The sequence below is a fragment of the Methylophaga sp. UBA5088 genome, from assembly GCF_002414625.1.
In the GTDB taxonomy this organism is placed as follows: domain Bacteria; phylum Pseudomonadota; class Gammaproteobacteria; order Nitrosococcales; family Methylophagaceae; genus Methylophaga; species Methylophaga marina.
Window position 1 is genome coordinate 1,281 of the sequence record NZ_DIAC01000091.1, and the last position, 7,891, is coordinate 9,171.

Sequence of the window (7,891 nt, forward strand, 5' to 3'; positions counted from 1 at the left end):
CCTCATCGTGATCACCGCCATCACGCTCATGCGTATTCCCTCATCGTTTCTCCCGGATGAAGATCAGGGCCGTATATTTACTTTATTGACCGGACCACCCAGCTCTTCACTGGTGCAAACCGTCGAAAAGGTGAAGAAAATAGAAGATTTCTATCTGGATGATGCGGGTGATGCGGTTGACGGCCTTTTTACTGCTGCCGGTTTTAGCTTTTCAGGTCAGGGGCAAAATGTCGGGCTCGCCTTTGTCAAAATGAAGAACTGGGATGAACGCGGTGAAGAAAATAATGTATTCAACATTAAGGACCGGGCAGCACAGACTTTGTCACAAGTTCGTGACGCTATGATCTTTCCTATCGTCCCCCCGGCCATTAGTGCGTTGGGTAATTCCGGTGGCTTTGAGTTTCAGCTTGTTAACCGTACCGGCCTTGATCATCAACAGCTCGTCGATGCCACCAATCAGTTTTTAGCGCTCGCCAATCAGAGTCCGCTTTTAACCCAGGTCCGTTTTAATGGCTTAAATGACAGTCCGCAATACGATCTCAAGATCGATCACATTAAAACACGTGCACTCGGTGTTCCATTAAACACGGTCAACCAGACACTAAGCTCTGCATTAGGCGGCACTTACGTTAATGATTTTTTAGAAAATGGACGTATAAAACGCGTTTATGTTCAAGCTGATATCCCCTTCCGTATGCTGCCCGAAGATATCGATGACTGGTTCGTTCGCAATAATAATGGCGATATGGTGCAATTGGTAGAAATTGCCTCGGGTGAATGGACTTATGGTTCGCCCAAATTGACACGTTTTAATGGTGCTGCTTCAAGAGAAATACAAGGCTCGACAACACCCGGTGTGAGTTCAGGCGACGCATTACAGGAAGTATTAAAACTGGCAGAAAAACTGCCTGAAGGACTGGATGTGGCCTGGACAGGTTTGTCTTATGAAGAAAAACAGGCGGGAACGAATACCCTTTTTCTTTATATCGTGTCGGCATTAGCCGTGTTTTTCATCCTCGCAGCACTTTATGAAAGCTGGGCTATTCCCGTCGCTATTATGCTAACCGTACCACTGGGCATTTTTGGAGCTGTCGTCGCAACCTGGCTCACAGGACAAGCGAATGATGTGTATTTTCAGGTTGGTCTGTTAATTACGATAGGCCTTGCTGCTAAAAATGCGATTTTGATTGTTGAGTTTGCAAAAAATAATTTCGAAGAAGGCCAAACGGCTTTTGATGCCGCTTATTCAGCAGCACAGCAGCGTTTTAGACCTATTTTAATGACCTCGCTCACTTTTATTCTCGGTGTACTGCCATTAGCATTCGCATCCGGGCCAGGGTCAGGCGCACAAAACGCTATTTCTGTCAGCGTGCTTGGTGGCATATTTACGACGACACTCTTTGTCGTTTTCTTTGCACCGTTCCTCTTTATTTGGGTCTATCGTCTTTTTAAAAAGGAAGTTGTGAAAGAGCATCAGACTTCAAATCAGGATGAGAAAAATGCATAGGGCCTGTTCTGAACAGATATGTTGAGATTCATCTTATTGACTAAAAATAGCCGTGCAGAAGTCAGTCGAAGTATGTTTTATGTCACTTTGTTGTTAGCTATACCGCAAACTAAGGAAAGATCGGTGCTTTTTGCTGTCTTATCGTTTTAAGATAGCTATCATTAATCAGTGAATATCTCGGGAGCCTTTTTCAACGATGAGAAAAAAGTCTAGCTCACTTACTCTATTGCTCACACTGATATCCGGTGCGCTGGCTTATACCGGCTTAAGTCAAGCAGATGAATCCGTCAATAATGGTCCGGATTGTGAGAATGTCAGTGTCGATTATCTGGATGATCCCTCGCTGACCCGGGCTGAAAAGCTGGCGCGCATGGAGCAAGCGCTGAGTGATTCTCTGCATCGCTTTGAATTATGCAATATGGCCATCTCTGCTAATTCATCATCAACCAATAATGGCAATGGATCTGACTCTGGTTCAGGTACTGACGGTGGTGGCGATTCAGGAAACGGTAACGCAACAGGCGGTGCCAGTGGCATGGAGTCTGTTGCCAGTGACACTATGCAGGGCACAGAACAAGCCCCCTCAACCGATACAACGGCTGCCACCGCAGCAAATTCACAAGAATCTACAGAATCAGGTTCAGGTGACATCTCCGCCTCAGGTAATATCGCTAAGAATGGTAAGATTCCGGAAGATATTCCGCCCGCGGATAATGATGATGCGATCGCAGCACAAATTCGTGTCGCCGCTGAAGCTGAAACCGATCCAGAGATACGCAAAAAACTCTGGGATGAATACAGAAAATATAAGGGTATGAACGTTGAACATTGATCGTTTTAGAAAGCCATCCAAGTTTCTTGTCTACCTGCTGGTGATGCTGCATGTGCTCACGGGGTGTGCCACTACATCCGGCTCAGGTGTGGATGTTGGACCACGTTCGTCTTCCAGTTTTAGTGAAGATATGTCAAAAACAGCCTACACCGGCCCGAAAATGGATGTGGTGATTCCTGTTTTCTCGCCGGGCCTTTCTGGCAAGGCAGCCAATTATGAAGAAGAAGGTGTATGGCCGGAACTGCGTCGAGCAGAAGCCAACCGTTTTGCCTATAAACTCAAAAAAGCCTTAGATGATACTGGCAAGTTCGGCGCTGTCAGGGTCACGCCAGATAAAACCGCTTCTGGTGATTTATATGTATTAGGCAGTATTGTTGAGTCAAACGGTCTGGAAGTAGAATTTGATATGCAAGTGGTTGATGCCAGCGGCAAAGAGTGGCTGGACGACAATATCGATTACGAAGTGGGCGATGGTTTTTATAAAAACCCCAGAAATACCGATAAAGACCCGTATGATCCCGCGTTTAATCAAGCAGCAAACGATATTGTTAAAGCCTTACTAAAACAAAAACCATCAGATTTAAGCACGGTAAAACATATTGCCGACTTACGCTTTGGCGCCAGCTTTAACGATAAAGCCTTTGATGACTATCTCGACACCAGCTCCACCCCTATCAAATTAACGGGTTTACCTAGCGAGTCCGACCCACTCTATGAACGTGTGAAAGCGATTCGCGTTAAAGAACAGTTATTTGTGGATAATCTACAACCTAACTATGCCGCTTTTTCACAAAAAATGAATGACAGTTATCTGACTTGGCAAAAAGCCAGCGCGACAGAACTAAAACTGCAGCAGGAAGCACAGAATAAAAGCCTGATGAAAATTGTGGGTGGTGCATTATTGATCGCTGCTGCTGTCGCGGTGGGTTCTAATGGCAGTCGTTATGACAATAATTTAGGCCGAGATATGGTCACCATCGCTGGCGGTGTTGGCGGTGCAGTATTAATTACTAGTGGTATTACCTCTCGGGGAGAGGCCAAGTTTCATCAAGATGCTATAAACGAACTGGGCCAATCGCTGGATTTGGAAATGTCGCCTCAGGTGATTGAGTTTGAAAACCAAAGCACCAAACTGACCGGTAATATGGAGCAGCAGTTCCAACAATGGCGCGCCTTCATGGCTCGCATGTATGAGCTTGAATCGACACCCGATAAAGCGCTTTAATATTCGTCATGATCAACGAAGAAATACGCAGAGCCAAGCAGGCGAAACAACAGCGCCTGCTCATTGGCATCATTATTGTTCTTTCGCTCATTGTTGTGACGGGACTCGTGCTATTCAGCCTCAATAACGTTCGATTTAACAGCAACCCTTCTGCTGAAGAGCCAACACCAGACACACAAGCCACACCACAAAAAATCGAAGAACCTAAAAACGAAGAAGATATCGCCGCATTACGCCAAGCCTATCTGGATGCCTTTTCTCACTATGAAAATACCTTAAAACCGCAACTGGAGAAAATTGATATCGACAGCTGGGATAAGACGCTGGCCGAGACCTTAAAAAGCCAGGAACAAACTGCTGTGGATACCTTCGGTGCTGGTCAATATGCCAAAGCCAAGCAAGCGATCGATACGCTAACGCAAACCGCCGAGAAGACACTGACTGACAGTGAGGCTGCTTTTGAACAAGCCATGCAGAAAGCACAAGCGGCGTATGACAATTATGATTATCAACCAGCCCGTCTGGCGATAGATGATGCACTTATTCACAAAGCTGATTCAACAGATGCCAAGGCGCTAGAACAGAAAATAGAAAAGATCCCACAGATTGTAGAGCTGAATGAAGCGACTCGTGTTGCCAGAAATGAAAATAATCCAAGTAAAGAGCTATCTCTGATTGAGGATTTACTGAAAATCGAGCCGGATCGGGAAGAGATGAAACAGCGGGCTAATGTTCTGCGTACGCAACTGGCCGAGTCACGGTATAACCAGGCCATATCTCAAGCCTATAAAGCGATTGAGCAACGGCAAGCTGGAAGCGCCAGACAAGCCCTGAAACAAGCACAACAAATTTATCCCAATCGTCCTGAAAATAAAGAAGTCAGCGCAGCACTGGCAACACTGGAATCACAGCTTCGCTTTGAAGAACATGTTGCCGCTGCTGATAAGGCACAAAATGCCGATAACTGGGAAGTCACTAAACAGGAATTAAGTGCCGCCTTAAAAGAACGCCCAGCCAATAAAGACCTGATTGATCGTTTAAATCAGGCCAAACGGATTGTGGAAATCGACCAAAATATTGAGGGCTTATTACAAAATCCTTATCGTCTTAACAATCCCGCAGTCAAAGCCACGGCTGATATCAATGTCATCCAAGCAGAATCTTTTAGTGCTCAAAGCCCGTCTCTGGCAAAAGCAGCTCAACAGTTGAAGTCCACCATCAATGCCGTGAATACTCCGGTGAATGTGAATGTCATTTCCGATGGAAAAACCTTTGTCTCTGTGAGGGGTGTGGGTAAAGTCGGTGAAACTACCGGCAAAACGATTCAGCTCAAACCCGGCATCTACTCCTTTGAAGGCAAGCGTGAAGGGTATCGCTCCAAGTTGATTGAAGTGACCATTCCGCTTAACCGTAGCGATGTCCAGGTCACCGTGATTGCAGATGAGCGAATTTAAACAGGCAATTGAGGCTGCAAAACGCCAACAACGCCGAATGCTGTTGTGGCTGGGTTTGGGTTTTATTGTGGTCGCCTGTTTTGTTGCTGCAGCGTTAATCGCTTCCCGAGCTACACCAATTCAGGTGCTGCCTGAAACTATCAACCAGGATGCCCAGATTAATGTCAGTCGTGGCCTTGCCCTGATAATTGATCATCATTTATACAGCCTGTCAGATTCAGCGGAAGTAGAAGCCTCAGCGCCAGGTTATCAAACGGCCAAACAGCGTATTTCAGAATCCAGCTTTGGCAAAGTGACACAAATCACGCTTGAGCCGCTGCCAGCCCAAGTCGTTTTGAAAACCTCTCTCGAAGATAATAAAACCAGTTGGTACATCGACAAGAAGCTCACCGCCATCAGCAATACCCTTGAGACATCATTGGAACGAGGTGATTACAGCATCACAGCCAGTCACCCTTACTTTGAGCCTATTAGTGAAAATTACGCACTGAAACCGGGTGATGTCGTTGAAAAGACCTTGAGTATGACGCCCATCTCGGGTGAGTTATCGCTAAGCACTCAGCCAGCGGGGGCAGCAGTGAGCATAGATGGAGAAGAAGTCGGACAAACGCCTATGTCGACATCACTGCTCGGCGGACGATATTCATTGCAAATCCACAAAGCAGGTTTTGAGACCATCTCGGATGCTATCGATATCACACAAACAGCTAAACAGGTCAGCAGACAGTATCGACTGCAAGCAGAACGCGCCCGAGTGAACCTCAGCGTATCGCCTGTGGGTGGCACCTTAACAGTGAATGGTATTGATACGCCTGTTGCTGATGTCATCAAAATCGAGGCCAATCAGGACGCCGTATTGAAGTATAAAAAATCCGGCTATTTTTCACAGTCACAACGCGTCAATCTTAAGCAAGGTGAAAGCACTGACCTTAATTTCGAGCTGAAAAAAGAAATGGGCAAAGTCGTGATTGAGTCGACGCCTCAAGCGTCAGTCACGATTAATGGCAAAGCCATCGGACAAACACCCTTAAACTTAACGCTGGATGCCTTGCCACAGACGATTCGTTTCGATTTGGCAGGCTATCGCTCTGAGACTCGCACCATCACGCCTACAGCAAAATCCACCAGCAGTGTCTCGGTGAATTTACTAACTGAGAAACAAGCTCGTCTGCAAGAAGCGCCGAGAAGCTATAAAACCTATGCCGGTGATGAAATGCAGTTATTCACAGCCAATGACACCATCATCATGGGTGCAGAGCGCAGTGAAGCCGGGCAACGAGCCAATGAGTTTATCCGTAAAGTCACAATTAACCGACCGTTTTATGCGGGTGTGCACGAAGTCAGCAATCAATCGTATGCACAGTTTGATAAAAGCCATAGCGGTGGCCCCAACTTGCCCGCCACCTCTGTCGGCTGGCTAGAGGCAGTACGTTATGCCAACTGGTTAAGTCAGGCAGAAGATTTAACGCCAGTGTATAAAATCAACGGCAATTCCGTTACTCACATTAACGATCAAGCCGATGGTTATCGTTTGTTGACCGAGGCTGAGTGGGAATGGTTAGCCCGAAAAGCAGGCCGGTCTGCTCAAACAGTCTTCGTTTGGGGCTATGACAAAACGATACCACCTAAAGCCGCCAATATTGCTGATGAGTCTGCAAAAGGATCGGTGACGCATTATGTACCGCGCTATAACGATGGTTATGCAGGTGTGGCGCCAGTAAAGTCGATGAAACGAGAGTTATCAGGCCTGTTTGATATGGGCGGTAACGTCAGTGAATGGACACATGACAGCTACTCACTTACTGTACCCAAACAAGGGCGTACTTATTCACAAACACTGGATACTACACTCGTTGATGAGCATGTCGTTAAAGGTGCTAATTGGCGCTCAGGCACACTCACAGAATTAAGAGCGTCATACCGCGATGGCGCAAGCCAGCCCAGAGATGATATCGGTTTCCGACTGGGTCGCTTTGTTTACGGAGGTCAATAATATGGCACAACTTAAAAAATGGCTGCTGATAGCGTTATCCGTTGTGGTCTTTGTCCTGGCAATCACCATGGTGAAAAATGTCTATGCCGGCAAACCCATTATTAGCCTGAACTCCCCTGTTTCCTTTCCTGTGGATATTTAAACCATGAAAGATATGCTGAAAAGTTTCGCGGCATTGCTGATTTCTATCGTTGTCGTGCATTTGTTTTACATTGGTTATGTTCGACCTGAAGCAGCACAGCTGATTGAGTTTGCTGTGAGTCAGGGACAAACCGCACCCCGCGATATAGCCGTTATCATCAAAGACTACGAGCAGGAAATCTGTTTTATTCTGATGCTATGGGGCTGTTATCTGATTCTCAGTGCTTATCGTAATATTCTCAAAACCAAGTATTTATTTAGTGTGGATCTGATTAAAGACGCCGATTCACAAGCAGATACTGATGCAAAACATAATCTGGATGTGAATGCGATTATTGATCGCTTGGACACTGAAATTCCCGCCGACTGCATGCAATCACCATTGGTGCGAACATTACGCTCTTCTCTATGGCGCTATAGCTCTACCAATAATGTGCAGAACCTGTCGGATGCCATTGAAAGTAACCTGGAAGCCTTGGCTGTTAAACAGGACTCTGAAAACACCATGATCCGTTATCTGATCTGGGCGATTCCATCGATTGGGTTTATCGGTACTGTTCGAGGGATTGGGCAGGCTTTATCACAAGCTGATCAGGCGTTGGCAGGTGATATTTCGGGTATGACAGACAGCTTGGGCATCGCTTTTAACTCAACACTGGTGGCCTTGTTGATCAGCATCTTTTTAATGTTTTTATTCCACCAACTGCAACGCCTGCAAGACAGTCAGATCGTCGATACG

The 7,891-nt window shown here is 46.3% G+C and carries 7 protein-coding genes; all 7 read left to right on the top strand.

The features are described 5' to 3' along the window. The coding region (locus B4K20_RS11325) for an efflux RND transporter permease subunit (RefSeq protein ID WP_289282964.1) at window positions 1-1,507 on the top strand (1,507 nt) is incomplete at its 5' end. A 196-nt stretch (window positions 1,508-1,703) separates the two neighbouring features. Then, on the top strand, window positions 1,704-2,339 hold the full coding sequence (locus B4K20_RS11330) for a hypothetical protein (RefSeq protein ID WP_289282965.1): 636 nt from the start codon (window positions 1,704-1,706) through the stop codon (window positions 2,337-2,339). Then, complete coding sequence (locus tag B4K20_RS11335; protein WP_289282966.1) at window positions 2,329-3,564, top strand: hypothetical protein; 1,236 nt, start codon at window positions 2,329-2,331, stop codon at window positions 3,562-3,564. Before B4K20_RS11330 ends, B4K20_RS11335 begins: the two co-directional genes overlap by 11 nt. A gap of 8 nt (window positions 3,565-3,572) precedes the next feature. Continuing rightward, complete coding sequence (locus tag B4K20_RS11340; protein WP_289282967.1) at window positions 3,573-5,018, top strand: hypothetical protein; 1,446 nt, start codon at window positions 3,573-3,575, stop codon at window positions 5,016-5,018. Continuing rightward, on the top strand, window positions 5,005-7,011 hold the full coding sequence (locus B4K20_RS11345; RefSeq protein WP_289282968.1) for a PEGA domain-containing protein: 2,007 nt from the start codon (window positions 5,005-5,007) through the stop codon (window positions 7,009-7,011). The genes B4K20_RS11340 and B4K20_RS11345 overlap by 14 nt, the downstream gene beginning before the upstream one ends. 1 nt (window position 7,012) lies before the next feature. Continuing rightward, window positions 7,013-7,153: a hypothetical protein gene (locus tag B4K20_RS11350; RefSeq protein WP_286305844.1), complete on the top strand. Its 141-nt coding sequence runs from the start codon at window positions 7,013-7,015 to the stop codon at window positions 7,151-7,153. A 3-nt stretch (window positions 7,154-7,156) separates the two neighbouring features. Further along, on the top strand, window positions 7,157-7,891 hold a 735-nt coding region (locus B4K20_RS11355), incomplete at its 3' end, for a MotA/TolQ/ExbB proton channel family protein (protein WP_289282969.1).

Bases quoted from the DNA above. Each gene is read 5' to 3' on its own strand.
- B4K20_RS11345 (WP_289282968.1), top strand. From the start codon at position 5,005: ATGAGCGAATTTAAACAGGCAATTGAGGCTGCAAAACGCCAACAACGC.
- B4K20_RS11330 (WP_289282965.1), top strand. From the start codon at position 1,704: ATGAGAAAAAAGTCTAGCTCACTTACTCTATTGCTCACACTGATATCC.
- B4K20_RS11340 (WP_289282967.1), top strand. From the start codon at position 3,573: ATGATCAACGAAGAAATACGCAGAGCCAAGCAGGCGAAACAACAGCGC.
- B4K20_RS11350 (WP_286305844.1), top strand. From the start codon at position 7,013: ATGGCACAACTTAAAAAATGGCTGCTGATAGCGTTATCCGTTGTGGTC.